This is a genomic window from Sphaerisporangium rhizosphaerae, assembly GCF_042665155.1.
Classification (GTDB): domain Bacteria; phylum Actinomycetota; class Actinomycetes; order Streptosporangiales; family Streptosporangiaceae; genus Sphaerisporangium; species Sphaerisporangium rhizosphaerae.
This window is the reverse complement of sequence record NZ_JBHTCG010000005.1, coordinates 126,165-152,977: the sequence shown is the minus strand read 5'-3', so window position 1 is coordinate 152,977 and position 26,813 is coordinate 126,165. Positions and strand designations below refer to the sequence as shown.

The following is a 26,813-nucleotide window of genomic DNA, read 5'->3' as shown; positions in this document are numbered from 1 at the left end:
CCCGTAGGGTAGTCCTCCCCGTCGCGGCGTCGTTCGACCGGTCGCGGCGTCGTTCGACCGGTCAGGGCGTCGTTCGGCCGGTCACGGCATCGGTTCGGCCGGTCGCGGCCGCGCTCGCGGTTAGAGTGACGGCATGACCCACTTCGCCGCCGGGGACGACGCGCCCGTCGCGGGCCAGGCCGGACGCGCCGAGGCGGTCCGCACACGAGGGCTGTTCAAGCGGTTCGGGCACCAGGTGGCGGTGGCGGGGGTCGATCTGGCGGTGCCGCGCGGCAGCTTCGCCGGGCTGGTGGGCCCGAACGGCGCGGGCAAGACCACGACGCTCAGCATGATCACCGGCCTGCTCGTGCCCGACGCCGGCTCGGCCGAGGTCGGCGGGGTGGACGTCTGGCGCGACCCGGTCGCGGTCAAGGCCCGCATCGGCGTGCTCCCCGAGGGGCTGCGCCTGTTCGAGCGGCTGTCGGGTCGCGAGCTGCTCATGTACAACGGGCAGCTCAGGGGCATCGCCAAGGACGAGGTCGCCAGGCGCGCCGAGGAGCTGCTCACGGTCATGGACCTCGTCGGCTCGGCCGACAAGCTGGTGGTCGACTACTCCACCGGCATGCGCAAGAAGATCGGCCTGGCCGCCGCGCTGCTGCACAATCCCCGGGTGCTGTTCCTGGACGAGCCGTTCGAGGGGGTCGACCCGATCAGCGCGAACACGCTGGTCGAGGTCCTGCGGCGCTACACCGCCTCCGGGTCCACCGTCGTGTTCTCCAGCCACGTGATGGAGCTGGTCGAGCGGCTGTGCGACTGGGTGTCGGTGATGAACCTCGGCCGCATCGTCGCCCAGGGCCCGCTCGCCGACGTCCGCGGCGGCCAGACCCTCAACGAGGCCCTGCTCCACCTGGTCGGCGCCAGGGACAACGGCGAGGAGGGCCTGTCGTGGCTCGGCTCCGGAGAGGGGGCCCCGTGGCGTGGCTCTTCGTCCGGCTGAAGCTGCGGCTGATCGCCGGCAACCTGCGCGGCGACGCCATGCGCCAGATCGGCTTCGTCTTCACGCTCGTCGGGGCGGCCGCGGCGGCCTGCGGCGGCCTGGTGCTGACCAGCCTGCTCCGGCTCGCGCCCGCCGACGTCGCGGCGGACGCCGGCATGGTGCTGTTCACCCTGCTCGCGCTGATCTGGGTGGCCGGCCCGCTGCTGGTCTTCGGGGTGGACGAGACCCTCGACCCGGCGCGGCTGTCGCTGTTCCCGCTGACCGCCGGTCAGATGGCCGTCGGCATGTTCGCCGCCTCGGTCACCGGGCCCTGGCCGCTGGCCTCGCTGTTCACGCTTCTCGGCGCGGTCTTCGGCCTGTCGCGCGACGTCTCCGGAGCGCTGATCGGCCTCGTCGCGGTGCTCTTCCAGCTCGCCTTCTGCCTGGTGGCCTCGCGCGTGGTCACCACGGCGCTGTCGCGGGTGCTGCGCACCCGGCGCGGACGCGACCTGCTGGCCATCGGCGTCGTGTTCGTCATCCTGCTCACCCAGGTGCCGAACCTGCTGCTCAACCGGGGCATCGGCGGCGCGCCGCGCGAACTGCTGAGGAGCCTCGCCGAGGCGGTGCGGTGGGGGCCGCCGGGCATGGCCGCGCACGCGATCGCGGACGGCTCGTTCGCCGGGCTGGCCGAGGTGGCGGCCGTGGGCGTGGTGGTGCTGATCCTCGCCGACGTGTGGGTCGTCGTGCTGCGCCGGACGATGGTGCGCTCCGACGCCTCCACCGAGGTCGGCTCGGTGCGCCGCAGCCGTTTCGACGGGCTGCTCCCCGCCGGCCCGCTCGGCGCCGTCGTGTCCAAGGAGCTGAAGTACCTGCGCCGTGAGCCGCGAGGACGCATGGGCTGGATCGCCGCCGTGGGCATTTCCGGAGTGCTGATGTTCTCCTTGAGCAGCGGCCCCAACGGCCTGGCCGGCGCGACGCTGGCCGTCTCCGCCGCGTGCGCCGGAGCGCTCATGATCGGGCTGCAGGGCGCCAACGCCTTCGGCATCGACGGGCGGGCCCTGTGGATGAACGCGATCGTGTACTCCTCCCGGCGCGACCTGCGCACCGACCTCGCCGGCCGGCATCTGGCCGTCTCGCTGGTCGCCGCCCCGCTGCTGGCGTTGCTGTCCGTCGCCGGGGCGCTGGTCGCCGGGCACGCGGTCTGGGCCGTCCCGGCGCTGCTCGCCTCGATCGGGCTGCTGCAGATCGCGCTCGGCGTGGGCGCGGTGATCAGCGTGGTGCTGCCCTACACCTACCCCGAGCGGATCAACGCCTTCACCAGCGCCGCCCCCGGTCAGGGCGGGGTGGCCTTCGCCGGGTCGTTCGGCGCCATGCTCGGCACGAGCCTGTTGTCGGCCCCGGTGGTGCTGCCGGTGCTGCTCGGGCTGACCTGGGCGTCGGTGCTGGTCGTCCCCTACGGGCTGGCGGTGGGCGTCGGGGGCCGCAGGCTCGCCGCGACCATCGGCTACGCCCGCCTTCCGGACCTGCTCGCCGCCGTCTCCCGGCCGTCCTGACCCCGGTCCGGCGTGCGGGTTCACCTGCGGGTCCCGTACGGTTCACCGGCTCGTGGCAAGTGGTCTAGTCCAATGGATGAGACTGGTATCCAGCGTGTCGGAGACACTGGATACCCTTCGTGGTATGGCCGCCAACGCATCACAGCAGGCAGAACGTTCTCTTGCCGAACGGCACAGTGCCGTCTCCGAGATGCCCGACGAACTGCGCGCCGACGTGCGCATGCTGGGGGAGCTGCTGGGCCGTGTCATCGCCGAGGACGGCGGGCCCGACCTCCTGGCCGACGTCGAACGGCTGCGCAAGGCGGTGATCGCCGCCCGCAGGCGCGAGCTGTCGGTCGACGAGGTGGCCGCCATGGTCGCCGAGTGGCCGGTCGACCGCAGCGTGCAGATCGCCCGCGCCTTCACCTGCTACTTCCACCTGGTCAACCTCGCCGAGGAGCACTACCGCATCCGCATCCTGCGCTCGCGCGACACCGGCGAGGCGCCGCTGCCCGAGTCGCTCGCGGCGGCGGTCGGCGAGCTGAAGCACGACCTCGGAGACGACGAGCTCGCCCGGCTGATCGCCGAGCTGGAGTTCCGTCCCGTGCTCACCGCACACCCCACCGAGGCGCGCCGCCGCGCCGTGGCCACCGCGATCCAGCGTGTCAGCGTCCAGCTCGCCGAGTACAACGCCCCCGACCGCGGGGCGCACGAACGGCAGGAGGCCCACCGCCACCTGCTGGAGGAGATCGACCTGCTGTGGCGCACCGCCCAGCTCCGGCACACCAAGCTCGACCCGCTGGACGAGGTCCGCACGGCGATGGCGGCCTTCGACGAGACGCTGTTCCGCACCGTGCCGCGCATCTACCGCTCGCTGGACGCCGCGCTCGCCGAGGGCACCGGCAGGCGGGCCCCGCTCGCCCGGGCCTACATCCGCTACGGCAGCTGGATCGGCGGCGACCGTGACGGCAACCCCAACGTCACCGCGCGCGTGACCAGGGAGGCCGTGCTCATCCAGGCCGAGCACGTGCTCACCGCCCTGGAGAACGCCACCACCCGCATCGGCCGCAGCCTCACCGTCTGGAACGGCGACAGCCCGCCCAGCAAGGACCTGGTGGAGGCGCTGACCGCGGCGGCCGACGACCACCCCGAGCTGGTCTCCGAGCTGGCCAAGCGCTCGCCCCGTGAGCCGCACCGCCAGTGGCTGCTGTTCGTGGCCGCCAAGATCGCCGCCACCCGCCGCCGTGACCTCGACCTCGCCTACCGCTCGCCCGACGACCTGCTCACCGACCTGCGCCTGTGCCAGTCCTCCCTGGTGGCGGCCGGGGCGGCGCGCCAGGCGTACGGGGAGGTCCAGCATCTCATCTGGCAGGTCGAGACCTTCGGGTTCCACCTGGCCGAGCTGGAGGTCCGCCAGCACTCCCAGGTGCACGCCGCGGCGCTGCGCGAGATCGCCGAGGGCGTCCTCTCCGAGCGCACCGAGGAGGTCCTGGCCACCATCCGCATGATCGCCTGGATCCAGGAGCGCTTCGGGGTCACGGCCTGCTCCCGGTACGTGGTGTCGTTCACCCGGTCGGCGGACGACATCGCCGCCGTTTACGAGCTGGCCGAGCACGCGCTCGGCGGCCGTGCGCCCGTGCTCGACGTCGTGCCGCTGTTCGAGTCCGGGGAGGACCTCGCCAACTCGGCCGACGTGCTCGCCGGCATGCTGCGCCTGCCCGCGGTGCGCAAGCGCGTGGAGGCCAACGGGCGCCGTCTTGAGGTCATGCTGGGCTACTCCGACTCCGCCAAGGAGCTCGGCCCGGCCGCAGCGACGCTCAAGCTGTACGACGCGCAGGCCGAGCTGGCCGCCTGGGCCCAGGCCAACGACGTGCGGCTGACGCTGTTCCACGGCCGCGGCGGCGCCCTCGGCCGCGGCGGCGGCCCCGCCAACCGCGCCGTCTTGGGCCAGGCCCCCGGCTCGGTCTCCGGCCGGTTCAAGGTCACCGAGCAGGGAGAGGTGATCTTCGCCCGGTACGGCCACCCGGCCATCGCCCTCCGGCACATCGAGCAGGTGACCAACGCCGTCCTGCTCGCCTCCACCCCCTCGGTGGAGTCCCGCACGGCCGACGCCGCCGCCTGCTACCGCGTGCTGGCCGAGCGGGTCGCCTCCGCCTCCGAGCACGCCTACCGCTCGCTGACCGAGGCGCCCGGGTTCCCCGAGTGGTTCGGGCTGGTCAGCCCGCTGGAGGAGCTCGGTTCGCTGCGCCTCGGCTCCCGTCCGGCGCGGCGCGGCCTCGGCGCCCCCCGGTCGCTGGACGACCTGCGCGCGATCCCGTGGGTGTTCGCCTGGGCGCAGACCCGCGTCAACCTGCCCGGCTGGTACGGCCTGGGCAGCGGCCTGCTCGCCGCCACCCGCCCCGACCCGGCCACCCCCGGCGACCCGGGGCCGGGGCTCGCGGAGCTGCGCCAGGCCTACCGCGAGTGGCCGCTGTTCGCCTCGCTCATGGACAACGCCGAGATGTCCCTGGCCAAGACCGACCGCGAGATCGCCGCCCGCTACCTGGCCCTCGGCGGCCGTCCGGACTTCGCCGAGCAGGTGCTCGCCGAGTACGACCTCACCCGCACGCTCGTGCTCGCCGTCACCGGCCACGCGCGGCTGCTGGAGAGCAGGCGCGTGCTGTCGCGCGCCGTCCAGCTCCGCGACCCCTACGTCGACGCGCTGTCCCACCTGCAACTGCGCGCCCTCGCCGCCCTCCGCGCCGAGGAGCCCCTCTCAGAGGCCGAGCGCGAACGCCTGGAGACCCTCCTGCTCCTCAGCGTCAACGGCGTAGCCGCCGGCCTCCAGAACACCGGCTGAGTCAGATCTTGCCGGTCCAGTCGTCCACGATCTCCAGCCAACAGTCCTCGTTGAGGAAGTGGCAGTACGGCAGGTTAGTTCTGGCGATACGGAGTGGCTTGTGTCCGGACCAGCAGGCGACCTCGACGTGCCCGAGCCGCAGATTCTTGATCGTCTCCACCGCCGGCAGCAGGTCGGTGTCGCTGGAGAAGAGCACGAGGGCGTCGTACTGCCCTCGTAGCGCGAGGTGGATGAGATCGACGGCGATCGCGACGTCGATGCCCTTCTCCTGAGGAGGCCGGTCTGGCCATCCGCGGTAGTTCAGTTGGCGGCGCACCATGTGGACGCGAGCGTCGCGCTGCCATCGGGCCGCTTGCGCGTCGTTCGCGGCCGCAGGGGTGGGCTGGTGGTTCGGGTCCGGCCTGCCGCGGTACACCCGGACGGCGACGGCTTCGCTGGGGCGGCCCCGGCGTTTGGCGATCATGTCGGCGATCTTGGCGGGTTCGGGTACGCAGGAGTACAGAGGTGTTCCATACGCCTCGAACAGGCCGTGGCCGCTCAGATGGACATTTTGATAGTCAAGGAACACGGCGACGCGCTCGGTCACGTTGTCTCCATGAAAAAGCCCCGCCAGTCCCGTAGGACGGCGGGGAGTAATGACGTCAGTGTAGCAAGTAACTCCCGCCAGAAAGATAGCTCTGCGGCACGTCATCCGAGTGCACAACGTAAAAGTTCGGTGACCTAGTGTGTATGGCGGGAGGCTGTGCTCAACGGCGTGGCCACGGCATCGCCGGGAGGTGTGGTGGCTGTTGGGTCATTCAGGATGGGTGCTGACGCGGTCGGGGCCTGCGTAGATGTTGAAGCGTTCGTTTCTGAGGAAGCCGATGAGGGTCATGCCGAAGTCTCTGGCCAGGTCGACGGCCAGGGAGGACGGGGCCGAGACGCCGCACACCATGGGCAGGCCGGCGGCCAGGGCCTTCTGCATGATCTCGTAGCTGGTCCTGCCGCTGACGAGCAGGAGGTTGCCCGCGAGCGGCAGGCGGCCGGACAGCAGCGCCCAGCCCACCAGCTTGTCCACGGCGTTGTGCCGGCCGACGTCCTCGCGCACGGCGAGCAGCGACCCGTCGGCCGTGAACAGGCCCGCGGCGTGCAGGCCGCCGGTCTTGCCGAAGATCCCCTGCGCCTGCCGCAGCCGTCCGGGCAGTTCGTACAGGACCTGTGCGGGTACGGGCGGCAGCGTGTGCCCACGATCGCAGGTGTGGTCGACGGAGGGCCGGCCGAGGGCGGCGTGGCGGGTGTGAAGGGCGTCGAGGCTGGCGGTGCCGCAGACGCCGCAGGCGCTGGAGGTCAGGAAGTGCCGTTGCATGGAGGGGTGCTCGGGCAGGACGCGGCCGCGCAGGTGCACGGTGACGGTGTTGTAGCGCGCCTCCGGCGGCAGGTCCTCGTCGGTGCAGTAGGCGATCGAGGCGATGTCGTCCGGCCCCGCGATGCCCTCGCCGGACAGGAACCCGGCCGCCAGCTCGAAGTCCGCCCCCGGCGTCCGCATGGTGATCGCCAGCGTGCGGGTGTCGCCGCCCGCGGCGATGCGGATCTCCAGCGGCTCCTCGGTCGCCAGGTCGTCGCGGCGGTCGCGCACGGCCGTGCCGGAGACCTCGCGCACCCGCACCCTGCTGGTCGGCCCGGGGCGCGGGTGGCCGAGGGCGCCGGCCACCCGCCGCTCCGGCAGCTCGCCGGTGGTCATGGCGCGGTCTTCGTGAGCGTGACCACGGCGTTGTAGTCGGGGATGCGGGCGTCGGGGGAGCGGCGGGCGGCGTCCAGCAGGACGTTGCCCTCCGGCCAGTGGATCTGCAGGTTGCCCGGCGTCAGCGGCGCGCGCAGCACCCGGCCGGTGAACCGCCCGGCGGCGCCGCGCAGCTCGACCTCGGCGCCGTCGGGCAGGCCGAGCCGGTCGGCGTCGTACGGGCTGATCAGGACGGCCTCGCGGGTGGCGCCGTTGAAGCCGTCGCGGCGCTCGTGGACCATGCTGTTGAACTGCTTGCCGCGCCGCGTGGCAACCATGAACGACCCGTCGGGGCGTTCCAGCTCGGGCAGGGCGACGGCGGAGAAGCGGCCGAGACCGTCGGTGGTGGGGAACCGGCCGTCGGGGCACAGGTGCCGCCCGCCGTACTGCACGTTGTCCCCGAACGCGGCCAGCTTCGCGATGCCGGCGTAGAACGGCACGGCGTCCTCGATCTCCCGGCGGATCTGCGGCGTGCCGCCCGGGTAGCGGACCAGGCCGGCGAGCTCGGGACGGGCGCGGGCGGCCAGCTCGGTGAAGATCTTCCACTCGGGCCACGCCTCGCCGACCCGCGGCCCCCGGACCTCGGGGGAGAAGATGACACGGCGCTCGGTCGAGGTCTCGGTGACCCCGCCCGTCATCTCGTACCGCGTCTGCGCCGGCAGCAGCAGCACGTCGCCCTCGGATTCGGCCAGCATCTGGCTGGACAGCACGATGTCGATGTGGACGCGCAGCGGCAGGCGGCCCAGCGCCTCGCGGCAGTAGGCCGGGTCGGGCAGCACCTCCAGGAAGTTGCCGCCGGAGGAGACCAGGACGTCCAGCTCGCGCGCGTGCGCCGCGTCGATCATGTCGGTCGCGGTGAGCCCCGGCGTGGCGGGCACCTCGAAGCCCCACTTCCCGGCGAACAGGCCGGCGTTCTCCGGGGTGATCGGCAGGCCGCCGGGCAGGCCGGTGGCATAGGCGCCCATCTCGGCGCCGCCCTGGACGCCGCTGTGCCCGCGGATCGGCATCAGCCCGCAGTGGTCCCGCCCCACGAAGCCCCTGGCCAGCGCCAGGTTGACGATGGAGCGGACGTTCTCCTCGCCGTAGGAGTGCTGGGTGATGCCCATCGACCACACCAGCACCGCCGACCTCGCCTCGCCGAGCAGTTTGGCCAGCTCGTACATCTGCTCGCGCGTCGCGCCGCTGAGCGCCTCCAGCGACTCCCACGACTGGCCGGCGACGGCCCGCAGGGCGTCGTCGAAGCCGGCGGTGTGCGCCTCGATGAACGCCTTGTCCAGCCAGTCGTTCTCCACCAGGTGCTTGAGCACGCCGTTGAGGAAGCCGATGTCGCCGCCGACGTTCACTCCGAAGAAGTCGTCGGTGATCTTGGTGCCGAACATCGCCGACTCGGCGTTGGAGGGCACCCAGTAGCGCTCCATGCCGGGCTCGCGGTAGGAGTTGACCATCGCGACGCGGGTGCCGGCCTTCTTCGCGTGGTACAGGTACTTCATGGCGACCGGCTGGTTGTTGGAGGGGTTGGACCCGATGAAGACGATCAGGTCCGAGCCGATCCAGTCGGTGTAGGAGCAGGTGGTCGCGGCGGCGCCGATGGTCTGCTTGAGTGCCACCGTCGAGGGCGAGTGGCAGATGCGCGCCGCGTTGTCGATGGAGTTGGTGCCGAGCGCCCGCACGGCCTTCTGGGCGGCGAAGTAGTTCTCGTTGGGCACGCCCCGGCTGGTCAGGTACGCCCCGAGCCGCGCGCCGGGGTGCAGGTGCGAGGCCGCCAGGTCCAGCGCCTCGTCCCAGCTCACCCGGGTGAAGCCGGGCTCGCCCCGGCGGCGCAGCATCGGGTGGGGCAGGCGGCCGAGGTCGCGCAGTTCCGCGCTGCGCATCGAGGACAGCCCCGCGACCTCGGCCAGCCGGGCGGTGTCCAGCGGCGGCATGGTGTTCAACTGGAGCAGGCGCAGCCGGATGTTGCACAGGTGGATCTCGTCCATCGTCCAGTCGCGCATGCCCCGGGTGCCCAGGGCGCACCCGTCGCAGGTGCCCTGGGTGAGGATGCGCCAGGCGTAGCGCCGGTTGCCCTTGACCGACCGGAAGGCCTTCCACAGCTCCAGATAGTTGTTGGGTTTGCGCTCGCCGATGCCGAAGGGCTTCCAGCTCGCCCAGTTTCGAGGGTCCAGACGCTTGCTCACCGGACGTTCACCCGTTTCTCGTCCCTGCTGCCGGCCGTTCGCGCGGCTAGTTCATAGCATCACCCATTTGCCGGATCTGACGAACCGGGCGCGGTTCACGGGCGGCCGGCGGCCCGTTCCGCCGCCTCCCGGTGATGACCGCACTACCCACTGTCGGCCCGTCGTCCCGTGGGCGGGGAGGCGCGACGCGGAGGAAGGGAGGAGGATGGAGGGGTGCTTGACTCGCCGTACACCGATCTCGAGCGGCCGCCGCTGTCGCAGGCCGCGCTGACCAAGGCGGTCGTCCGCCCCGGAAGCCTGTGGTCGCGGCTCGCCGTCGTCGACCGCACCGGCTCCACCAACGCCGACCTGGCCCAGGAGGCCGGCCGCGGGGCCGGTGAGGGCGCCGTGCTGATCGCCGAACTGCAGGAGGCCGGGCGCGGGCGCCTCGGCCGGGTGTGGACGGCGCCGCCGCGCGCGGGCCTGACCTTCTCGGTGCTGCTCCGGCCCGCGGTGTCCCCGGCCAGGCAAGGGTGGGTGACGCTGCTGGTGGGGCTGGCCGCCGCCTCGGCCGTGCGCCGCCTCGCCGGCGTGGACGTCCGGCTGAAGTGGCCGAACGACCTGCTCGTCGGCGAGCGCAAGCTCGCGGGCATCCTGGCCGAGCGGGTGGAGGACGCCGTCGTCGTCGGCATGGGCCTCAACGTCTCGCTGCGGCCCGAGGAGCTGCCCGTCCTCACCGCCACCTCGCTGACCATCGAGAACGCCGAGTGCGCCGACCGTGACCCGCTGATCAGGGCGGTGCTGCGCGAGATCGAGACGCACTACCGCGACTGGATCGCGGCCGGCGGCGACGCCGACGCCAGCGGGCTGCGGGCCGCGTACGCCGCGGCGAGCGCCACGATCGGCCGGCAGGTACGGGTCGATCTGCCCGGCGGGAGCGTGCTGGAGGGCCTGGCCACCGGCGTGGACGCCTCGGGGCACCTGATCGTGCGCGCGGACGGCGCCGACCACGCCCTCAGCGTCGGCGACGTGGTCCACGTCCGCTCCGCCAAGTCCTGACGCCTCCTGCGGCGCGCCGCGACCGTCCTCTCGCCGCCCGGCCCGGCGCGCGTGCCGTCCGCCGGGCGCGTGCGGGGTGCGCCGGCGTGGGCGGTCAGCCGCCGGGGTCGTCGCCGAGGTAGCGCAGGATGGCCAGCACCCTGCGGTTGTACTCCGGGTCGCGGGGGAGCCCGAGCTTGTCCATGATCGCGTTGATGTGCTTCTCGACGGTGCTGAGCGACACGTGCAGGCGTCCGGCGATCGCCGTGTTGACGTGGCCCTGCGCCAGGTGCCGCAGTACCTCGGTCTCCCGCGGGCTCAGGCTGCTCAGGGTGTCGGCGCGGGTGGTGTGGGCGAGCAGACGGCGGACCACCTCCGGGTCGAGCACGGTGCCGCCCGCCCGCACCCGCTCCAGCCCGTCCAGGAAGCCGGCCACCTCCGACACGCGGTCCTTGAGCAGGTAGCCCAGCCCCGCGGTGTCGCCCGCGAGGAGCCGGGTGGCGTAGGTCCGCTCCACATACTGGGACAGGACGAGCACGCCGACCTCGGGCCGGCGCCGCCGGATCTCCAGCGCCGCCCGCAGCCCTTCCCCGGTGTGCGTCGGCGGCATGCGCACGTCGACCACCGCGACGTCCGGGCGGTGCCGCTCGACGGCGTCGAGCAGCGCCGGGGCGTCCCCGACGGCGGCGACGACCTCGTGCCCGGCGTCCTCCAGCAGGCGGGCGAGGCCCTCGCGGAGCAGCACCGAGTCGTCGGCGAGGATCAGCCGCACGGCACGCCCTTCGGCATGGTCGCGCTGACCCGGGTCGGCCCGCCCTCGGGGCTGTGCACGCTCATCGCGCCGTCCAGCGCCAGGACGCGCCTGGCCAGCCCCGCCAGCCCGCCGCCGGCGGGATCGGCGCCGCCCGCGCCGTCGTCCGAGATCGTCACGGTCACCGCCCGCTGGTCCTCGGTCAGCTCGACCAGGATGTCCCGCGCCTCCGCGTGCTTGACCGCGTTGGTGATCGCCTCGCGGGCCACGAAGTACAGGGCGGTCTCGACCTCCGACGCCGGCCGCTCCGACAGCTCGTAGCGCAGGGTGACCGGGATGCCCGAGCGATCGGCGAGGTTCGCCAGCGCGGTCCGCAGGCCGAGCTCGTCCAGCGCGGCGGGGTAGATGCGCCACGCCACCTCGCGCAGTTCGTCCAGCAGCCGGCGCGACTCCCCGTACGCCTGGGCGACCAGGTCGTCGGCGCGGGCCGGGTCGGTGGTGTGCCGGGCCCGGCCGAGCAGCATCGCCAGGGCCACCACCCGCTGCTGCACTCCGTCGTGCAGGTCGCGCTCGATGCGGCGGCGCTCGTCGTCCACCGCCCGGACGATGCCCGAGCGGGTATGGGTGAGCTCGGCGATGCGCCTGCGCATCGACTCCGCGCCGCCGGGCCCGAGGAAGCGGTCGGCCAGCCGCCGCTCGCCCGCCCCCACGGCGAGGACGCCGAGGGCGACCAGGGTCAGCACGCCCCCCGCGCAGGTCAGTCCGAGCACACCGCTGTTGGTGGTCACCCGCACCCCCGGCATGCGCAGCGGAACGTCCTCGGCCCCGCCGGAGGCCAGCTCCCACAGCCCGCCGCACAGCAGCAGCCCGCCCAGGAACAGCCCGGCGGCGCAGCCGTACCCGCCGAGGACGCCCAGCGCGGCGCGGGCCGCGACGAAGCCGTAGCCGCCGCCGGTCGGCGGGACGGGGTGGTCGAGCCAGGCCGCCAGCCGGGCGCGCTCCAAGGCCACCAGCCATGCCAGGCCGCGGTCCGTGACCGGACGCGCGGCGGGGACCAGGCGGGCCGGCCAGGCCGCGCAGAGGAACACCAGCTCCACCCAGCCGAGGACCACGCCCGCGAGCACGCCGACGGTGGTGCGCGCGATGCGGTTGCCGGACACGGCGGCAGTCTAGGCACCTCGCGGGCGCCAGGGGCATGGTGGTTTCCCGTAAAAGACGCCACGGGTTTCCGTGATGTCGGAGGCGGGGGCGGCTCCCTAGCGTCGTCGGGTGGTCCGAAACGCCTTCGCGGCGCTCTGCGTCGCCCTGCTGCCCCTGTCCCTCCCACTGCCGGCGTCCGCCGGGTTCCCGGCGTCCCTCCCGTCATCCGCACGCGCTCCGCTCGCCTCCGTCTCGTCCTCGGGGGGCGCCGTCACGGCGGGCGCCCCGCCCGGCGTCACGCCCGCCGCCGTCGATGCGTTCGTCGCCCGGTACCGGGAGGCGACGGGGTTGCCGGGGGTCGCGGTCGCGGTCGTCAAGGGAGGCCAGGTCGTGCACGTCGCCGGGTACGGCCGGACCGCGACCGGCGAGCGCGTCACGGCGGACACGCCGATGGCCGTCGCCTCGGTCAGCAAGTCGTTCACCTCGCTCGCGGTCATGCAACTGGTGGAGAAGGGCGAGGTGGACCTGGACGGGCCGGTGCGCGACCACCTGCCCGAGTTCACCATGGCGGACCCCCGGGCGGCGCGGATCACCGTCCGGCAGCTGCTCGACCACACCTCGGGCATGGCCGACTCCGCCTTCCACGAGCGGAGCCTTCCGCTGCCCGCGACGCTCCAAGGCGCCGTGGCGCGGCTCAGGATGGCCCGGCTCGCCGCCGCGCCGGGGACGGCGTTCAGCTACCACAACACCAACTTCCAGGTCGCCGCGCGGCTGGTCGAGGTGGTCGGCGGCGAGCCGTTCGCGCACTACCTCCGCGCGCACGTGTTCACACCGCTCGGCATGCGCCACAGCGGCACCGTCGACACCGAGCGCGACCTGCCCGGCAGCGCGCGCGGCCACCTGTACGTCCTGGGCCGTCCCCTCGCCGTGCCCGAGCCGGCCGGGTTCGGCGGCGGCTCGGGCGGCGTCCTGTCCACGGCCGCCGACATGGCCCGATGGCTGATCGCGCAGAACCGCGGCGTGCCGTCCGAGCGGAGTGCCCGGGAGCTGCGCGCGGCATCGGAGCGGCATGCCCGGTACGCCCTGGGCTGGGAGCTCGGCACGACCGGGCGCGGCACCCCCTTCATCGGGCACGGCGGCGACCTGTTCACCTCGACGGCGGACCAGCTGCGCATGCCGGGGTCCGGGTACGGCGTCGCGGTCATGGCCAACACCGGTACGGCCTTCGGGGACGCCCACGCGATCACGGACGGTCTGGTCGCCCTGATCGAGGGCGCCGAGCCCGAGGTGCCCTCCGCGCTGCCCTACCTCCTCATCGACGTCGTTCTGCTGTCGCTGACCCTGGCCACCGCCGGTCTGGCCGCTCGCGGTGTGGCCCGGTCCCGGCGCTGGGCCGCGCGGCGTACCGGATGGCAGCGGTCGCGCCTGGTGCCCTATCTGGCGCCGCTCGCGCTGTGCGCGGGGATGGTCCCGGTGTTCCGCGTGCTCTCCCGGGGGCGCGACATCGCGTGGATCCAGCTGTGGTACCTCTACCCGACGTTCATGCTCTGGCTGGTCGTGGCCGCGGTGGCCTGCACGGCGGTGGTGGTCGCGCGGCTCCTCGGCGCCATGGGCGCACGGCGGCGGTAAAAGCCCGGCATGGGACCCGCCGCGCCGAGGGCGGCGTTCGCAGGTGCCGGGCCGCTGGGCGTGTCACGATTTGCCCTATGGGTCTCCCTGAACATCATCTGACGACGGGGGAGCGGGTCGTCCACTCGTTCCACCCGCACTGGAAGCGCCTTGTCCTGCCGTTCATGGCGCTGCTGCTCGTCGTCGCCGCGTCCAGCGCGGCTTTTCTCCTGATTCCTACCGATTACGAGTACGCCAGGTACGCGTGGATCGCGGTCGCCGTCGTCTCGGTGGTCGCGCTCACCCTCTGGTCGTTCATCCCCTACCTGCGGTGGAAGACGACCTCCTACACGCTGACCACCCACCGCTTCAACATCAGCACCGGCATCCTCAGCAAGTCCGACGACGACATCCCGCTGACCAAGGTCAACAGCGTGAGCTCCGACCAGACCTTCATCGAGCGGATGCTCGGCTGCGGCACGCTGGTGGTGGAGTCGGCCTCCGACAAGGGGGAGATCAACCTCAGGGACATCCCCAAGATCCAGGCCGTCCGGTCGGAGCTGTTCCGGCTGGTGGAGGACGCCTCCGACGGGGACATCGACGGCCGGTGAGACATGCCCCGAAGGTGGCGTAACCTCCTGAAGGTGGCTGAGACCGACACCGTGCGCCGTCCCACCGCCGAGGAGATCGAACGGCTGTTCGTGGGCTCGGCGCCCCGCCACACCCGCGGCGAGGTGGCGAGCCTGGCCGGCGTTCCCCCGGAGCTGGCCCGGCGCATCTGGCGGGCTCTCGGGTTCGCCACGCCCGCCGACGACACCCCTGCCTTCACCGACGCCGACGTGGAGGCGCTGCGCCGCGTGGCCGGGATGCTCGGCGGCGAGACGATCGACGAGGAGACCGTCGTGCGGATGGCCCGCGCGCTCGGCCAGACCACGGCCCGGCTCGCGCAGTGGCAGTCCGAGATCATGATCGGCGCGCTGTTCGACCCGGCGGAGCCGCCCGGCGACCAGGAGCTCGCGGGCGCGGTGGAGGCCACGCGGCGGCTGCTGCCCGACTTCGAGGCGCTGCTCGTGCACGTGTGGCGGGCGCAGCTCGCCGCCGCCGGCACCCGCCTGCTCGCGATGGCCGACGTCGGCGCCGAGACGGGGCCGGGCCGCCCCAGCATGGCCGTCGGGTTCGCCGACCTGGTGTCGTTCACGCAGGTGTCGCGCGAGCTGGACGAGCAGGGCCTGGCCGAGCTGGTGGAGAACTTCGAGGCCAAGACCTCCGACGTGGTCGCCGGCCACGGCGCCCGGCTGGTCAAGACCCTCGGGGACGAGGTGCTGTTCACCGCGCCGACGGCCGAGACGGCGGCGCGCGTCGCCCTGGACCTGGTGGACGTGCTCCGCGAGGAGGGCAGGGACGTCCGCATCGGGCTGTCGTACGGCCCCGTCCTGCCGGCCATGGGCGACGTCTTCGGCACCACGGTGAACCTCGCGGCGCGGCTCACCGCGATCGCCCGGCCCTGCACGGTGCTGGTCGACGCGGGCCTCGCCGAGGCGGTCGAGGGCAGCCCCGGCCTGCTGCTCCACCGCATCCGCCGCAGGCCCGCCCGGGGTCTCGGGGTGATCCAGCCCTACGTGCTGCGCCGGCCCCCGGAGGGCCCGGCCTGACCGGGCGGCCCCGGGGCCCGTCGACGTTGTCAACGCACATGCGTGCCGCTATACGTTGTGCAGGCCAACAGAGGGAGAGACGCACCATGCCGTACGAAGTCCAGGGCGTGATCGCGGGTGGCAAGGGCGAGGCCGTGACGCTGCAGACCGTCATCGTCCCCGACCCCGGGCCGGGCGAGGCGGTCGTCAACGTGCAGGCGTGCGGGGTGTGCCACACCGACCTGCACTACCGCGAGGGCGGCATCAACGACGAGTTCCCCTTCCTGCTCGGGCACGAGGCCGCCGGAGTGGTCGAGGCCGTGGGCCCGAACGTGACCGGCGTCGCCCCCGGCGACTACGTGATCCTCAACTGGCGCGCGGTCTGCGGCAACTGCCGCGCCTGCCTGCGGGGCCGCCCCTGGTACTGCTTCGCCACCCACAACGCCGCGCAGAGGATGACGCTGGCCGACGGCACGCCGCTCAGCCCGGCCCTGGGCATCGGCGCGTTCGCCGCCAAGACCCTGGTCGCCGCCGGCCAGTGCACCAAGGTGGACCCCGACGCGCGCCCGGCGGTGGCGGGCCTGCTCGGCTGCGGGGTGATGGCCGGCCTCGGCGCGGCGATCAACACCGGCGGCGTCTCGCGCGGCGACTCGGTGGCCGTCATCGGCTGCGGCGGCGTGGGCAACGCGGCCATCCTCGGCTCGTCGCTCGCCGGCGCCGCGAGGATCATCGCGGTGGACGTGGACGACCGCAAGCTCGAACTGGCGGGCGGGTTCGGCGCGACGCACGTCGTGAACTCCTCGACCGCCGACCCCGTGGAGGCGATCCGCGAGCTGACCGGCGGGCACGGGGCCGATGTGGTCATCGAGGCGGTGGGCCGTCCCGAGACCTACAAGCAGGCCTTCTACGCGCGCGACCTGGCGGGCACCGTCGTGCTGGTCGGCGTGCCGACCCCCGACATGACGCTCGACCTGCCGCTGCTGGACGTCTTCGGCCGGGGCGGGGCGCTGAAGTCCTCCTGGTACGGCGACTGCCTGCCGAGCCGCGACTTCCCCATGCTGATCGACCTCTATCTGCAGGGGCGGCTCAACCTCGACGGGTTCGTGTCCGAGACCATCGAACTGGACCAGGTCGAGGAGGCCTTCGCCAAGATGCAGCGCGGCGAGGTCCTGCGCTCGGTGGTGGTCCTGTGACCCGCGCGCGGCGGGCCGTGACACGAGAGGAGGGCCCGCGATGACCATCGGGAAGATCGTCACCTCGGGGACGTTCACGCTGGACGGCGGAAGCTGGGACGTCGACAACAACGTGTGGCTGGTCGGCGACGACCACGAGGTCGTGGTGATCGACGCCGCGCACGACGCCGAGGCCATCCGCCAGGCGGTCGGCGACCGGCGGCTGAAGGCCATCGTGTGCACGCACGCGCACAACGACCACATCAACGCGGCCGGCGCGCTGGCCGACGCGACCGGGGCGCCGATCTTGCTGCACCCGGCCGACGCCGTGCTGTGGGAGATGGTCTACGACGCCGAGCGCGAGTACGAGCCGCTCAAGGACGGCGACGTGATCGAGGTCGCCGGAGCGGCGCTGCACGTCCTGCACACCCCCGGCCACGCCCCGGGGGCGGTGTGCCTGTACACGCCGCAGCTCGGCGCCGTGTTCACCGGGGACACGCTGTTCTCCGGCGGGCCGGGGGCGACCGGGCGCTCGTACTCGTCCTTCGGCACGATCATCGACTCCATCCGCGACCGGCTGCTGACGCTGCCGCCGGAGACGGTCGTGCACACCGGGCACGGCGACTCCACCAGCATCGGCGCCGAGGCGCCCGATCTTCAGGAGTGGATCGACCGGGGGCACTGAGCGGGCGGACCGGACGCGGGGGTACGCGCCGGGGCGTGGCATGGCGGGGTGAAGGCTCGGTCGGTGTTGCACAACTCACATAGGCAACCCTTACCTGTGTGAGTTACCTTAGGTATGCCTTACCTACGTAGACGTGAAGGGCATACCCCCATGTATGTGTGCATCTGCCGAGCCGTGACCGAGAACGAGGTGCACGACTGCATCGCCTCGGGCGCCAGGAGCGCACGGCAGATCCGCGATCTCACGGGCGCCGGAGGGGACTGCGCGACGTGCGTGCGGAAGATCTGTGCGATGCTGAAAAGAGCGGAGGAACTGGTCGCGACCGCATAGAACGCATAGAAAGGGATGCTGCCCGTGCAGGGGGACAAAGACATCATCGCTCTGTTGAATGAGCAGTTGACGTCCGAGCTGACCGCCATCAACCAGTACTTCCTGCATGCCAAGCTGCAGGAGCACTGGGGCTACACCAAGCTCGCCGCCATCACCAGAGCCGAGTCGATCGACGAGATGCGGCACGCCGAGGTGCTCACCGACCGCATCCTGTTCCTCGAGGGCCTTCCCAACTACCAGAAGCTCGGCACGCTGCACATCGGGCAGACCATCCTGGAGCAGCACACGGCCGACCTGGAGCTCGAACTGGACGTCGTGCGGCGCCTGCGCCCGGGCATCCAGCTCATGCGCGAGCGCGGCGACCACACCTCCGCGCGTCTCTTCGAGGACATCCTGAAGGACGAGGAACACCACATCGACTACCTCGAGACCGAGCTGCAGCTGCTGGAGACCCTGGGTGAGGGGCTGTACCTCCAGCGCTACGTGGACCTTCCCGGCGGCTCCGCCTCCTGATCGCACGACCGCGTGTCGCGCCCCCCGACCGCCGGCCCGCCGGCGACCGGGGGGCGTTTCGGCGTGTCCCCGGACCCGGTCGCGGAGGGTCGCCGCGACGCGCCGCTCCGTTTTCTCGTGCCGGTTCGCGAGCGTACTCCTGGGGCCATCGGGGTAGAAGGCAATGCGGGCGGGGTCGTCCGAGTTTCTGAGTCTTTGCCCAGGTCAATTGGTGGGTCAACGACGAGTCAAACCGCGCGCTGTACCCGGGAAACGATCGCCTAAGGTCCTACGATCGCTTTATGACCTGCGTACTTCTCGCCGAGGATGACACCTCGATCTCCGAGCCCCTGGCGCGCGCGCTGCGCCGAGAGGGCTATCAGGTTGAGGTGAGCCCCGATGGCCCGCAGGCCCTGGAAAGGGCTCTGTCCGGGGGCGTCGACCTCATCGTGCTCGATTTGGGCCTACCGGAAATGGACGGCCTGGAGGTCGCCCGCCGCATCCGCGCCGAAGGGCACGGCACGCCCGTGCTCATCCTGACCGCCCGCGTCGACGAGGTCGACACCGTGGTCGGGCTCGACGCCGGTGCCGATGACTATGTGACCAAGCCGTTCAGGCTTGCGGAACTGCTCGCCCGGGTGCGGGCGCTCCTGCGGCGCGGCACGTCCGAGACCCCCGTGGTCCAGGGCGTGCGCATCGACGCCGACTCGCGCCGCGCCTGGATGGGAGACAAGGAGCTGCATCTCACCACCAAGGAGTTCGACCTGCTTCGCGTGCTCGTCCGTGACGCCGGCAAGGTCGTCACGCGCGAGCAGATCATGCGGGAGGTCTGGGACACCAACTGGTGGGGTTCCACGAAGACTCTCGACATGCACATCTCGTGGCTGCGGCGCAAGCTGGGGGACGACGCCGCCAAGCCGCGCTACATCACCACGGTCCGTGGGGTCGGCTTCCGATTCGAACGCGAATAGCCCATAGCTAGATGCGCCGGAGGTTACTGTCCTCGACCCTGGTGGTCGCGGCCATAGCGGTCCTGCTCCTGGGGGTCCCGCTCGGTCTGGTGGTCACCCGTCTCATCAACGACGAGGCGGTCCAGCAGCTCCGGGCGCAGGCCACGTTGCTGCTCAGCCAGGTGGAATACGCCCGCATCGAAGATCGGCCGATCGATCCCGACGAGTTGCAGCGGCAGTATCCCAGCAGGTACGTCCAGATCTTCATCCGCAACAGCCCGACCGTCATCGTCGGGGCCGAGCCCCCGCCCGGCCGCCAGATGACCGAGGAGACCCACTCGGAGAGTGGGGTCTATGTTCGGATAACGCGCGACCGCGCCCAGGTCGAGCGCAATGTCCGGGGATGGCTCATGCTCATCGTGGCCCTCGCCGGGCTGGCGCTGGCGGTCGCCGTGTCGCTCGCCGTCGTGCAGTCACGCCGGCTCACCCTGCCGCTCCTGGACCTGGCGAGGATCGCGGAGCGGCTGGGCTCAGGCGAGGCCCGGCCGAGCAGGCACCGCTACGGCATACCTGAACTCGACCGGGTGGCCGAGGTGCTCGACCGCAGCGCGACCCGCATCGCCGACCTGCTGAGCCGCGAGCGGGAGTTCGCCACCGACGCCTCCCACCAGCTCCGCACGCCGCTCACCGGGCTGACCATGCGGCTGGAGGAGATCGTGGACGCCGCCGACCAGCCCGCCATCGTCCGTGAGGAGGGCGAGGCGGCGATCGTCCAGGCCGAGCGGCTCACCGCGGTCATCGATGAGCTGCTCGCCGCAGCCCGGCGCCAGCGGCACGCCCAGGCCGAGGCGATCCCGGTGGACGAGGTGCTGCGCCAGCAGCTCACCGAATGGGAGCCCGCCTTCCGCCGGGCCAGAAGGACGCTCCGCCTGGCCGGCGACCGCGACCTGCGCGCCCTGGTCAGCAAGGGAGGGCTGAGCCAGGTGGTCTCGACGCTGCTGGAGAACTCGCTGGAGCACGGCGACGGCGCGGTGACGATCACGACGGGCAGCTCGGACAAGTCCATCGTGATCGAGGTCGCCGACCAGGGACCGGGCATCCCCGAGCACCTGCGCGCCCGCGTGTTCGACCGCAACGTCAGCGGCGGCGGTGGCACCGGGCTCGGCCTGACGCTGGCCCGCGCCCTCACCGCCTCCGACGGCGGCCGCCTGGAGCTGGTGCGCATGCGCCCGGCGGTGTTCGCGCTGTTCCTGCGGCCGGCCGGCGAGACCGCCCGCCACCGCGTGGTCAGCGGACCGGCGTGATGCCCGGGCTGTTGCCGTTGGCGCTGGTCTCGGCGCCGGTGACCGGCGGGAGCTGCGGACCCGCGAGCGGGTGGGCGCCGCGCTGAGGGGGCTGCTCGTCGGCCGGGCCGGCCTCGGGCAGCCCGGTGTGCGGGTCGACCGGGGGAAGCTCCGGCGGCAGGAACACCCACTTCTTGTACGACCAGTAGCGGAACACCGTGCCGAGCGCGGTTCCGATGAAAAAGGAGATGTTGTAGCTCAGCGGGTCGGTCATCTTCAGCGTGTACTCGACGAAGCCGATGATGAGCAGCGAGATGAGCAGGCCGATGCCGTTGAGCACGAAGAACAGGAAGTACTCCCTGGCCAGGCCGCTCTTCTCGCGGTGCCGCCAGGTCCAGTAGCGGTTGGCCAGGTAGGCCAGCGTGGCGGCGAGCACCGTGGCGAAGGTCTTGGAGGTCAGCGGGCCCAGCTCGACCACGTATCTCAGCAGGTTGGTGGAACCCCAGTCGACGATGAAGGCGACCGCGCCGACGATGCCGAACTTGGCGAGCTCTCGGAGGAGCGAGGAGAACTGGTCATACAGACGACGGATGAACTGCACAACGGTCCTTCCTAGGTGTCCGGGAGCCTCCTCAGGTTACCGGTGTGCCGGCCGCTCTGGGTCTTGTCCTCCAAGCGCGTCCTTTCCGCTATTTACTGAAATATCGGTACTTTCACGGCGAGTAACCGAGGTGGTGCGCTAGGCTGCGCCGCAGATCGCCAAGGTGTGCCATGGAGAGGTGGCTCCCGCCGTGCTGCGCCGACTGGTCGCTGTGCTCATCAGCGTCGCCCTGCTGACCGGATGCGGCGCGCGGAGCGGGGGCGAGGCGACTCCTGCGCCGGAGCCCGCCTCCGAGGGCGCCACGGCCCGCACGGTCGTGGAAGACGAGGCCGCGACGGCGTTCGGGCTGCTCGAAGAGCTCGACGAAGCGCGCGGGAAGCGCGACTGCGACAAAGTCCTGTTCCTGACCACCTCCGCCGCGAGCGAACTGGGCGGTCGTGCCTGCGAGGCCACCCGGAACGGCCGCCCGGTTCCCGCGCCCGTCTCCTACGGCGACGTCGAGTACTTCCTGCCCGACAGCCCCGAGGAACGGCCCTGGTTCGCCGCGCTGGCGCGCAAGCCGCAACCGTCCTACTTCGTGTTCGCCTACGAGGAGGACCGCTGGCGGCTGGCGTACGGCCCGGTGCGGCTGGTCGGGAACGCGCCCCGCCTGGACGCCGACGCGATCACCCGGGTCGTCCCCACCGACGACCCCGAGGACGGACTGCGCGCCAGGCTGGTGCCGCAGAAGCACCTGGCGTTCCTGTCCGACCGCGTCGGTCTCAGCGGCGTGCGCTTCGCCTCGGGCGACCCGATCAGGAGCCTGCTGACCGAGCTGGTCAGGAAGCCGGCCACCGTGCGTCCCGACCGGCTCAGCTACGACGTTCAGCTTCTGCCGGGCGACACCAGGGCGCTCGGGGTGGACGGCGGCGGCGCGCTGGTCTTCCACGCCATCAAGATCATCTACACGCAGAAGGCGCACGGGCGCAAGCTCGCCCACCCGCTGTTCGGCGGCGCCGCCGTGCGCGCCTTCACCGGCGGCGGCGACCGCGCCGTCGTCCACGTCACCGAGATCGTCTCGCTGGCCACCAAGGTCGCCCAAGACGGGAAGCTGACGACGGTCGCCATGTCCCGGGGGCTCGCCGACATCACCCGCTGACCGGCCCCTGACCGGCCTCTGACCGTCCCGGGCCGCGAGGGCCCGGGCGACAGCACGGCCACCGGAACGTCATGGGTAGGGTTTGGGCTTGTGACCAGTGTTGTGACCAGGAGGGAAACCCCTCACATCGGGCCTGTCGTCGGCATGGTGGGCGCGGGCCAGCTCGCCCGGATGACCCAGCAGGCCGCCATCGCGCTCGGCGTCGAACTGCGCGTCCTGGCGAACTCCTTCGACGAGAGCGCGGCGCGGGTGATCGCCGACACCCGGCTCGGCGACTATCGCGACCTCGCCGCGCTGCGCGCGTTCGCCGAGGGCTGCGACGCGATCACCTTCGACCACGAGCACGTGCCCACCGGCCACATCGAGGCCCTCGCGGCGGCCGGGTTCGCCGTCCGCCCCGGCGCCGAGGCGCTGGTGCACGCCCAGGACAAGGCCGTGATGCGCGAGCGCCTCACCGCGATCGGCGTCCCCTGCCCGGCCTGGGCCCGGGTCTCCTGCGCCGACGACCTGGACGCCTTCGGCAAGGAGCACGGCTGGCCGGTCGTGCTCAAGGCCGTGCGCGGCGGCTACGACGGCAGGGGCGTGTGGGTCTGCTCCTCGGCCGAGGAGGTCGCGGCGGTCCTGGCCAGCGGCACCGAGGTGATGGCCGAGGCGTTCGTGCCGTTCGAGCGCGAGTTGGCCGTGCTGGTGGCCCGTTCCCCGCACGGGCAGGGCGTCAGCTACCCGGTCGTCGAGACCGTCCAGCGGGACGGCATCTGCGTCGAGGTCATCGCCCCGGCGCCCGGCCTGGACCCCGAGCACGCCGCCCAGGCCCAGCACATCGCCCTGAAGATCGCCAACGAGCTCGGCGTGACCGGGCTGCTCGCCGTCGAGATGTTCCAGCTCCCCGGCGGCCGGGTCATCGTGAACGAGCTGGCCATGCGCCCGCACAACAGCGGCCACTGGACCATCGAGGGCGCCCGCACCTCGCAGTTCGAGCAGCACCTGCGGGCGGTGCTCGACCTGCCGCTCGGCTCCCCGGCCCCGGTGGCGCCCGTCGTGGTCATGGCCAATGTGCTCGGCGGCGACGATCCGGACGTCTTCGGCCGGTACGAGCACGTGATGGCGCACGATCCGGGGGTGAAGGTCCACTTCTACGGCAAGGAGGTGCGGCCCGGCCGCAAGATCGGGCACGTCACCGCGTTTGGCACCGACGTGGACGAGGTACGGGCCCGCGCCCGGCACGCCGCCGTCCACCTGGCCACGGGGGAGTACGTCTGATGGCCCGCGACCCCCAGGTCGGCATCGTGATGGGCAGCGACTCCGACTGGCCGGTCATGCGGCTCGCCGCCGAGGCGCTCGGCGAGTTCGGCGTCCCGTTCGAGGCCGACGTGGTCTCCGCGCACCGCATGCCGCAGGAGATGATCTCCTACGGCGAGCGGGCGGCCGAGCGCGGCCTGCGCGTCATCATCGCCGGGGCGGGCGGAGCCGCCCACCTGCCCGGCATGCTCGCCGCGGTTACGCCACTCCCGGTGATCGGCGTGCCGGTGCCGCTGAAGTACCTCGACGGCATGGACTCCCTGCTGTCGATCGTCCAGATGCCCGCCGGCGTGCCGGTGGCCACGGTGGCGATCGGCGGCGCCCGCAACGCCGGGCTGCTGGCCGTGCGCGTCCTGGCCGCCGCCGACGAGGACCTGCGGGCCAAGATGCTGGCCTTCCAGTCGTCCCTCAGGGACCAGGCCCACGCCAAGGGCGAACGCCTGCGCGCCGAGGCCGCCACCCTGGCCTCCGGAGAGCCCGCGAACTGACCGGCTCCGCGATCGGAGCTACGGGCGGCCCAGGGCGCGGTAGTGCCAGCCGGCGGCCCGCCAGGTCTCGGCGTCCAGCGCGTTGCGTCCGTCCACGATCTTGCGGGCGGACACGACCTCGCCGAGCTTGTCGGGGTCGAGGTCGATGAACTCCTGCCACTCGGTCAGCAGCAGCACCACGTGCGCGTCCTTGGCGGCCTCCAGCGCCGAGGCGCCGAACCCGAGGGCCGGGTGGGCGCGGCGGGCGTTCTCCAGCGCCACCGGGTCGTACACCGTGACCTGGCCGCCCTGCTCGCGGATCTTCACGGCGACGTCCAGCGCGGGCGAGTCGCGGATGTCGTCGGAGTTCGGCTTGAAGGCCGCGCCCAGCACGGCCACCGTGCAGCCGCGGAAGGATCCGCCCGCCAGCTCGCGGGCCAGGTCCACCATGCGGGCGCGGCGCCGCATGTTGATGGCGTCCACCTCGCGCAGGAACGTGAGCGCCTGGTCGGCGCCCAGCTCGCCGGCGCGGGCCATGAACGCCCGGATGTCCTTGGGCAGGCAGCCGCCGCCGAATCCGAGACCGGGGTTGAGGAACCGGCCCCCGATGCGCTCGTCGAACGACAGCGCCAGCGACAGGTCCTTGACGTCGGCGTGCGCGGCCTCGCAGACCTCGGCCATCGCGTTGATGAAGGAGATCTTGGTGGCGAGGAAGGCGTTGGCCGCGACCTTGACCAGCTCGGCGGTCGGGTAGTCGGTGATGATCAGAGGCGTGCCCTCCGACAGCATCGACTCGTAGACCTCCCGCATCATCTTTTCGGCCTTTTCGGACACGACGCCGAGCACGATGCGGTCAGGGTGCATGGTGTCGCGGACGGCGAAGCCCTCGCGCAGAAACTCGGGGTTCCAGGTGAGCTCGACGGCCTCCCCGGCCGGCGACAGCCGGACGAGCTTGTCGGCCAGACGCTGGGCGGTGCCCACCGGCACGGTGGACTTGCCGACCACCAGGCAGTCGCGGGTCAGGTGAGGCGCGAGGGACTCGACCACCGCGTCCAGGTAGGAGACGTCGGCGGCGTACTCGCCCTTCTTCTGGGGCGTGCCCACGCAGATGAAGTGGACGTCACCGAACTCGGCGGCCTCCTGGTAGGAGGTGGTGAAGCGCAGCTTTCCGGACGCGAGCCCCTGCCGCAGCAGCTCCTGCAGGCCGGGCTCGTGGATGGGGAGCTCCCCCGCCTGAAGGCGGGCGACCTTGTCCGGGTCCACGTCCAAGCCGAGCACGTCGAAGCCGAGCGCGGCCATGCACGCCGCGTGTGTGGCACCCAGATATCCGGTCCCGAGGACCGTCAGGCGATAGGACACGTGCGTGCTCCCTCCATGTACCGCTGTCGACCCAATCTTTACCGTAACGTTGCCGAGGCATGTTACCGGGCTCCCGCCTTGGAGCAACAGTACAAACCGGACATTTCGCCGTGTAGGTGTGTCTCATATACCCCTGAGTCAGCCACCGTATAGTCGGACGTCCTAGTATTTGAACATGAGCTTCCCTCTCTACGCGCCCGGCGAAGAGCACGCGATGCTGCGCGAGACCGTCCGGGCCCTCGCCGATGACAAGATCGCTCCGCACGCCGCCACGGTCGACGAGACGGGCGAGTTCCCGTGGGACGCCTACAAGGCCCTCGTCGCCGCCGACCTGCACGCGGTGCACATCCCCGAGCAGTATGGCGGGGCCGGAGCCGACGCGCTCGCCGCGGTGATCGTCATCGAGGAGGTGGCGCGCGCCTGCGCCTCCTCGTCGCTGATCCCGGCCGTCAACAAGCTCGGCACCGTGCCCCTGCTGCTGTCGGCCTCCGAGGAGCTCAAGCAGCGCTACCTCGGTCCGGTCGCGCGCGGGGAGGGCATGTTCTCCTACGCCCTGTCCGAGCCCGAGGCCGGCTCCGACGCCGCGGCGATGAAGACCCGCGCCGTGCGGGACGGCGACCACTACATGCTCAACGGCACCAAGATGTGGATCACCAACGCGGGCGTGTCGGAGTTCTACACGGTCATGGCGGTGACCGACCCGGACGCCGGAGCGCGGGGCATCTCGGCCTTCGTCGTGGAGAAGGCCGACGAGGGGGTCTCCTTCGGCGCCAAGGAGAAGAAGCTCGGCATCAAGGGCTCGCCGACCCGCCAGGTCATCTTCGACAACGCGCGCATCCCCGCCGACCGCATGATCGGCGAGGAGGGCACCGGCTTCAAGACCGCCCTGGCCACGCTCGACCACACCCGCGTCACCATCGCCGCGCAGGCCCTCGGCATCGCTCAGGGAGCCCTCGACTACGCCATCGGGTACGTCAAGGAGCGCAAGCAGTTCGGCAAGCCCATCGCCGAGTTCCAGGGACTCCAGTTCATGATCGCCGACATGGCCATGAAGCTGGAGGCCGCCCGGCAGCTCACCTACGCCGCCGCCGCCAAGTCCGAGGCCGCCATGCACGGCGAGAAGATCGCCGACCTGACCTTCTTCTCCAGCGCCGCCAAGTGCGCCGCCTCCGACGCCGCCATGGACATCACCACCGACGCCGTCCAACTCCTCGGCGGCTACGGCTACACCCGCGACTACCCCGTCGAACGCATGATGCGCGACGCCAAGATCACCCAAATCTACGAGGGCACCAACCAGATCCAGCGCATGGTCATGGCCCGCCAGCTCCTCAAGTAGCCCCTGACGTGCGCGAACCCCGTCTCCCTCCTCTGGGCGGCGGGGTTCGCTGTGCCCTCACAGGGCTCCCGAACGATCACTGTTCCGGCCCAAGCGATCAGCTCTGATCGTTCTCGGTCACAGCGCCGAGTGGTGACGTTGTCCACTGATCGCGGTCGTTGACCGGCGAGGTCGACCCGCCCCACGAAGTCGATCTTCAGGTCGCCGTGCAGCCGAAAGGCCGAAGTCGTGGAGCTGCGTGCAACTTTCAGGCTGTCCTCCTGAACCGTGGCCGGGTCGGTACGGGGCGGGC

General features: G+C 72.0%; 24 protein-coding genes. 17 read left to right on the top strand and 7 right to left on the bottom strand.

Annotated elements, in window-relative coordinates; genetic code table 11:
• Positions 1-133 precede the first annotated feature (133 nt).
• The 3 genes from ACFQSB_RS09710 (at position 134) to ACFQSB_RS09700 (ending at position 5,326) form a co-directional block, all read left to right on the top strand.
• Positions 134-976 (top strand): ABC transporter ATP-binding protein, encoded by an 843-nt coding sequence (locus tag ACFQSB_RS09710; protein ID WP_380825734.1) that lies wholly within the window; start codon positions 134-136, stop codon positions 974-976.
• Positions 952-2,508, top strand: a complete 1,557-nt coding sequence (locus ACFQSB_RS09705; protein ID WP_380825732.1) for a hypothetical protein — start codon at positions 952-954, stop codon at positions 2,506-2,508. Before ACFQSB_RS09710 ends, ACFQSB_RS09705 begins: the two co-directional genes overlap by 25 nt.
• Before the next feature lie 124 nt (positions 2,509-2,632).
• Complete coding sequence (locus ACFQSB_RS09700; protein ID WP_380825730.1) at positions 2,633-5,326, top strand: phosphoenolpyruvate carboxylase; 2,694 nt, start codon at positions 2,633-2,635, stop codon at positions 5,324-5,326.
• 1 nt (position 5,327) lies between these two features.
• Here ACFQSB_RS09700 and ACFQSB_RS09695 read toward each other — a convergent pair whose 3' ends face one another.
• The 3 genes from ACFQSB_RS09695 to ACFQSB_RS09685 form a co-directional block, all read right to left on the bottom strand.
• Positions 5,328-5,912, bottom strand: coding sequence for an NYN domain-containing protein (locus ACFQSB_RS09695; RefSeq protein WP_380825729.1), 585 nt, complete (start codon positions 5,910-5,912; stop codon positions 5,328-5,330).
• A gap of 207 nt (positions 5,913-6,119) precedes the next feature.
• A complete protein-coding gene (gene fdhD / locus ACFQSB_RS09690) occupies positions 6,120-7,046 on the bottom strand; it encodes a formate dehydrogenase accessory sulfurtransferase FdhD (RefSeq protein ID WP_380825728.1) in 927 nt (308 codons plus the stop codon).
• Positions 7,043-9,259 carry an FdhF/YdeP family oxidoreductase gene (locus tag ACFQSB_RS09685; RefSeq protein ID WP_380825727.1) on the bottom strand — a complete coding sequence of 739 codons (2,217 nt, stop codon included), beginning with the start codon at positions 9,257-9,259 and terminating at the stop codon, positions 7,043-7,045. Before ACFQSB_RS09685 ends, fdhD begins: the two co-directional genes overlap by 4 nt.
• A 213-nt stretch (positions 9,260-9,472) precedes the next feature.
• On the opposite strand from ACFQSB_RS09685, the gene ACFQSB_RS09680 reads away from it, so the two are divergent.
• The gene (locus ACFQSB_RS09680) at positions 9,473-10,297 is read left to right on the top strand and encodes a biotin--[acetyl-CoA-carboxylase] ligase (RefSeq protein WP_380825725.1); all 825 of its coding nucleotides are present in this window, start codon (positions 9,473-9,475) and stop codon (positions 10,295-10,297) included.
• A 94-nt stretch (positions 10,298-10,391) separates the two neighbouring features.
• On the opposite strand, the gene ACFQSB_RS09675 is transcribed toward ACFQSB_RS09680, so the two are convergent.
• Positions 10,392-11,048 (bottom strand): response regulator transcription factor, encoded by a 657-nt coding sequence (locus tag ACFQSB_RS09675; protein WP_380825724.1) that lies wholly within the window; start codon positions 11,046-11,048, stop codon positions 10,392-10,394.
• Positions 11,039-12,187 (bottom strand): sensor histidine kinase, encoded by a 1,149-nt coding sequence (locus ACFQSB_RS09670; RefSeq protein WP_380825722.1) that lies wholly within the window; start codon positions 12,185-12,187, stop codon positions 11,039-11,041. Before ACFQSB_RS09670 ends, ACFQSB_RS09675 begins: the two co-directional genes overlap by 10 nt.
• 109 nt (positions 12,188-12,296) lie before the next feature.
• Between ACFQSB_RS09670 and ACFQSB_RS09665 the strand changes: the two genes are divergently transcribed.
• The 9 genes from ACFQSB_RS09665 (at position 12,297) to ACFQSB_RS09625 (ending at position 20,339) form a co-directional block, all read left to right on the top strand.
• The gene (locus ACFQSB_RS09665) at positions 12,297-13,796 is read left to right on the top strand and encodes a serine hydrolase domain-containing protein (protein ID WP_380825721.1); all 1,500 of its coding nucleotides are present in this window, start codon (positions 12,297-12,299) and stop codon (positions 13,794-13,796) included.
• Positions 13,797-13,873: 77 nt separating this feature from the next.
• Positions 13,874-14,386, top strand: coding sequence for a PH domain-containing protein (locus tag ACFQSB_RS09660; protein ID WP_354837209.1), 513 nt, complete (start codon positions 13,874-13,876; stop codon positions 14,384-14,386).
• Positions 14,387-14,419: 33 nt separating this feature from the next.
• A complete protein-coding gene (locus ACFQSB_RS09655; protein ID WP_354923449.1) occupies positions 14,420-15,427 on the top strand; it encodes an adenylate/guanylate cyclase domain-containing protein in 1,008 nt (335 codons plus the stop codon).
• 86 nt (positions 15,428-15,513) lie between these two features.
• A complete protein-coding gene (locus tag ACFQSB_RS09650) occupies positions 15,514-16,599 on the top strand; it encodes an S-(hydroxymethyl)mycothiol dehydrogenase (protein WP_354923447.1) in 1,086 nt (361 codons plus the stop codon).
• 40 nt (positions 16,600-16,639) lie between these two features.
• A complete protein-coding gene (locus ACFQSB_RS09645; RefSeq protein WP_354837203.1) occupies positions 16,640-17,263 on the top strand; it encodes an MBL fold metallo-hydrolase in 624 nt (207 codons plus the stop codon).
• 114 nt (positions 17,264-17,377) lie between these two features.
• Complete coding sequence (locus tag ACFQSB_RS09640) at positions 17,378-17,593, top strand: (2Fe-2S)-binding protein (RefSeq protein WP_354837201.1); 216 nt, start codon at positions 17,378-17,380, stop codon at positions 17,591-17,593.
• A gap of 15 nt (positions 17,594-17,608) precedes the next feature.
• Positions 17,609-18,106, top strand: coding sequence for a bacterioferritin (bfr, locus tag ACFQSB_RS09635; RefSeq protein WP_452568867.1), 498 nt, complete (start codon positions 17,609-17,611; stop codon positions 18,104-18,106).
• Between the two features lie 281 nt (positions 18,107-18,387).
• A complete protein-coding gene (locus ACFQSB_RS09630; RefSeq protein ID WP_030451323.1) occupies positions 18,388-19,056 on the top strand; it encodes a response regulator transcription factor in 669 nt (222 codons plus the stop codon).
• Between the two features lie 11 nt (positions 19,057-19,067).
• Positions 19,068-20,339 (top strand): ATP-binding protein, encoded by a 1,272-nt coding sequence (locus tag ACFQSB_RS09625; RefSeq protein ID WP_354837195.1) that lies wholly within the window; start codon positions 19,068-19,070, stop codon positions 20,337-20,339.
• Here the strand turns inward: ACFQSB_RS09625 and ACFQSB_RS09620 are convergent.
• Entirely contained in the window at positions 20,323-20,919 is a 597-nt protein-coding gene (locus ACFQSB_RS09620; protein ID WP_380825719.1) for a GtrA family protein, read from the bottom strand. The two genes, ACFQSB_RS09625 and ACFQSB_RS09620, sit on opposite strands and share 17 nt — an antisense overlap.
• Positions 20,920-21,109: 190 nt before the next feature.
• Between ACFQSB_RS09620 and ACFQSB_RS09615 the strand changes: the two genes are divergently transcribed.
• From ACFQSB_RS09615 to purE, 3 genes are all read left to right on the top strand, one after another.
• Entirely contained in the window at positions 21,110-22,057 is a 948-nt protein-coding gene (locus tag ACFQSB_RS09615) for a hypothetical protein (protein ID WP_380825717.1), read from the top strand.
• 90 nt (positions 22,058-22,147) lie between these two features.
• Positions 22,148-23,317, top strand: a complete 1,170-nt coding sequence (locus tag ACFQSB_RS09610; protein WP_380825716.1) for a 5-(carboxyamino)imidazole ribonucleotide synthase — start codon at positions 22,148-22,150, stop codon at positions 23,315-23,317.
• Positions 23,317-23,844 carry a 5-(carboxyamino)imidazole ribonucleotide mutase gene (gene purE / locus ACFQSB_RS09605; RefSeq protein WP_380825715.1) on the top strand — a complete coding sequence of 176 codons (528 nt, stop codon included), beginning with the start codon at positions 23,317-23,319 and terminating at the stop codon, positions 23,842-23,844. The genes ACFQSB_RS09610 and purE overlap by 1 nt, the downstream gene beginning before the upstream one ends.
• An 18-nt stretch (positions 23,845-23,862) precedes the next feature.
• On the opposite strand, the gene ACFQSB_RS09600 is transcribed toward purE, so the two are convergent.
• The gene (locus ACFQSB_RS09600; RefSeq protein ID WP_380825714.1) at positions 23,863-25,182 is read right to left on the bottom strand and encodes a UDP-glucose dehydrogenase family protein; all 1,320 of its coding nucleotides are present in this window, start codon (positions 25,180-25,182) and stop codon (positions 23,863-23,865) included.
• Positions 25,183-25,357: 175 nt separating this feature from the next.
• Here ACFQSB_RS09600 and ACFQSB_RS09595 point away from each other — a divergent pair, with 175 nt between their 5' ends.
• Positions 25,358-26,521: an acyl-CoA dehydrogenase family protein gene (locus ACFQSB_RS09595; RefSeq protein WP_380825713.1), complete on the top strand. Its 1,164-nt coding sequence runs from the start codon at positions 25,358-25,360 to the stop codon at positions 26,519-26,521.
• Positions 26,522-26,813: the final 292 nt, after the last annotated feature.

Bases quoted from the DNA above. Each gene is read 5' to 3' on its own strand.
- ACFQSB_RS09710 (WP_380825734.1), top strand. From the start codon at position 134: ATGACCCACTTCGCCGCCGGGGACGACGCGCCCGTCGCGGGCCAGGCC.
- ACFQSB_RS09700 (WP_380825730.1), top strand. From the start codon at position 2,633: ATGGCCGCCAACGCATCACAGCAGGCAGAACGTTCTCTTGCCGAACGG.
- fdhD (WP_380825728.1), bottom strand. From the start codon at position 7,046: ATGACCACCGGCGAGCTGCCGGAGCGGCGGGTGGCCGGCGCCCTCGGC.
- ACFQSB_RS09660 (WP_354837209.1), top strand. From the start codon at position 13,874: ATGGGTCTCCCTGAACATCATCTGACGACGGGGGAGCGGGTCGTCCAC.
- ACFQSB_RS09650 (WP_354923447.1), top strand. From the start codon at position 15,514: ATGCCGTACGAAGTCCAGGGCGTGATCGCGGGTGGCAAGGGCGAGGCC.
- ACFQSB_RS09645 (WP_354837203.1), top strand. From the start codon at position 16,640: ATGACCATCGGGAAGATCGTCACCTCGGGGACGTTCACGCTGGACGGC.
- ACFQSB_RS09640 (WP_354837201.1), top strand. From the start codon at position 17,378: ATGCCTTACCTACGTAGACGTGAAGGGCATACCCCCATGTATGTGTGC.
- bfr (WP_452568867.1), top strand. From the start codon at position 17,609: ATGCTGCCCGTGCAGGGGGACAAAGACATCATCGCTCTGTTGAATGAG.
- ACFQSB_RS09630 (WP_030451323.1), top strand. From the start codon at position 18,388: ATGACCTGCGTACTTCTCGCCGAGGATGACACCTCGATCTCCGAGCCC.
- ACFQSB_RS09625 (WP_354837195.1), top strand. From the start codon at position 19,068: ATGCGCCGGAGGTTACTGTCCTCGACCCTGGTGGTCGCGGCCATAGCG.
- purE (WP_380825715.1), top strand. From the start codon at position 23,317: ATGGCCCGCGACCCCCAGGTCGGCATCGTGATGGGCAGCGACTCCGAC.
- ACFQSB_RS09595 (WP_380825713.1), top strand. From the start codon at position 25,358: ATGAGCTTCCCTCTCTACGCGCCCGGCGAAGAGCACGCGATGCTGCGC.